The organism is Hymenobacter coccineus (assembly GCF_001816125.1).
In the GTDB taxonomy this organism is placed as follows: domain Bacteria; phylum Bacteroidota; class Bacteroidia; order Cytophagales; family Hymenobacteraceae; genus Hymenobacter; species Hymenobacter coccineus.
On the sequence record NZ_MDZA01000260.1, the window covers coordinates 1 to 1,884 of the forward strand.

2 protein-coding genes are annotated in these 1,884 nt (G+C 67.4%); both read right to left on the reverse strand.

The features are described from left to right. Positions 1–91: 91 nt before the first annotated feature. Positions 92–634, reverse strand: coding sequence for a glycoside hydrolase family 1 protein (locus BEN49_RS14635; RefSeq protein WP_070744607.1), 543 nt, complete (start codon positions 632–634; stop codon positions 92–94). Next, positions 631–1,776: a glycosyltransferase family protein gene (locus BEN49_RS14640; protein WP_239691947.1), complete on the reverse strand. Its 1,146-nt coding sequence runs from the start codon at positions 1,774–1,776 to the stop codon at positions 631–633. The genes BEN49_RS14635 and BEN49_RS14640 overlap by 4 nt, the downstream gene beginning before the upstream one ends. Positions 1,777–1,884 lie beyond the last annotated feature (108 nt).

A 1,884-nucleotide genomic window follows, 5' to 3' on the forward strand; every position in this document is an offset into this window, starting at 1 on the left:
GCCAGAAACGCCCCCAGGTGCCGCCGCCCCGGCGCGTGCACGCCCAGCAGGTGCCCCGCCCCCACGAACACCATCGGCTCGTTGAGCACCATCAGTGCTGCACCCGGTCGCCGAGGCGGCGGGCCAGCACCTGGGCGTAGTCAGCCAGCCAGCCCACCACGCTGCGGTTGGCCCAGCCGCCCTGGGCCTGCAGGGCGCTGGGCAGGTCCCAGTGGTACACGGTCAGCCAGGGGCGCAGGTCACGCTCCAGGCAGGCGTCCACGAGGCGGTCGTAAAAGTCGAGGCCGCGCCGGTTCACGGGCCCCGTGCCGGCGGGCAGCACCCGCGGCCACGAGGCCGAGAACCGGAAATCCGTCAGCCCCATCGCCTGGGCCAGGTCGAGGTCGGTGGCGTGGCGGTGGTAGAAATCGGTGGCCACGCGCCCGTGCTCACCGCGCCGGACGGCCCCCTTGCGCCGCGTGAAGTCGTCCCAGATGCTGGGGCCCTTGCCTTGCAGCTGCCAGGCGCCCTCGGTTTGGTAGGCGGCCGCGGCGGCCCCCCAGTGGAATTCGGGGCCAAAATCAGCGCGGGTGAAGGCCGGGGGCCCCGACGGCGGAAAGAACGCCGCGGGCAAAGCAGAAGAATCGTCAATCATGCGCGGGGCGCGGAGGCGGAAGCGGTAAGCGAAGGAACAGGGAGCCGGGGCCCCGGCCGCTGCTCGGCCAGCAGCTGGTCGAGCACGGCGGCCGTGCGGTCGGGGTAATCAACGGAAATTACCCGGCCTTGGTGCAACCACTCGTCCACCACGGCCAGGTGCTTGTCTTTGAGGTTTTTGATAACGGGTATATCCATTTGGGCAAGTGCGGCGGCGTTGCACTGCTGCTCGTACTGCTGCTTCATGGGTACCACGAGCAGCTTTTTGCCCAGGTACAGGGCCTCGGCGGGAGTCTCGAAGCCGGCTCCGCACAGCACCCCGGCCGCGCGCGCCAGGCTGCCCAGAAACGCCCCGCCGCTCACCGGCCGCACCCGCACGTTGCCGTAGGTAGCGGGCTCGGTGCTGTGCTTGCTGAACACCTCCCAGCGCGTGTCCCGGCTCAGGTAGCGCAGGCGCTCCACGAGCAGCTTCTCCTCAAACGCGGGCAGGTACACCGTGTAGTGGCCCTCGTTGGTGGGCGCCAGGGCCCGCACCTGCTGCCGGATCACGGGCGTGGCGATGCCCGGCGCGTACGCCTGGAAGTGGAACCCGTACTGGGCCGTGCTCGGGGCGTAGTGCCGCAGCACGGCCCGGCCGGCGGGGTCCTCCACGGCCGGGCGCGGGGCGGCCGGGTGCAGCACGGCGCACTGGTGGCTGAGGGCCACGCAGGGCACCTCGCGCAGCCGGCACGCCCAGCTGGCCACGGGCTCAAAGTCGCTGATGACCAATTCGTAGTCTTCCACCGGCAGCGCCCGCACCTCTTTCAGAAACTTGGCCGAGTTGAATTGCCAGAACGTTTTCACGAAGTTGATGCCGCCCTTTTTACCGAACAAGAAGCCCATGCCCTGGGCCCGGTAGCGCACCTCAAACGGCAGCGACAAATCGGCCGGCGGACCGCTGATCAACAAATCCAACCGGTCGCAGCGGGCTTGCAGCAGCGGCACCACGTCGAGGGCCCGGGCCAGGTGGCCGTTGCCGGTGCCCTGAATGGCGTAAAGAATGCGCATTAAATTGGTGCTTGGTGCGTAGTGCTTAGTGTGTGGACCGTTGTCGTAGAACGTCATGCTGAGCTTGTCGAAGCATCTCTCCCGCTCACTAATCATGATTACTGCCAATAATAATCCGCGGCGGGGGCCCACTTGTTATCTTTACTATTCGCCTACTCTGCCGCCGTTTTGACTTTAGCGCTTGATTTTGTTGCACCGACCCCG

What these genes read in the sequence shown, in the direction of transcription:
- BEN49_RS14640 (WP_239691947.1), bottom strand. Translation starts at nt 1,776, where the DNA reads ATGATTAGTGAGCGGGAGAGATGCTTCGACAAGCTCAGCATGACGTTC.
- BEN49_RS14635 (WP_070744607.1), bottom strand. Translation starts at nt 634, where the DNA reads ATGATTGACGATTCTTCTGCTTTGCCCGCGGCGTTCTTTCCGCCGTCG.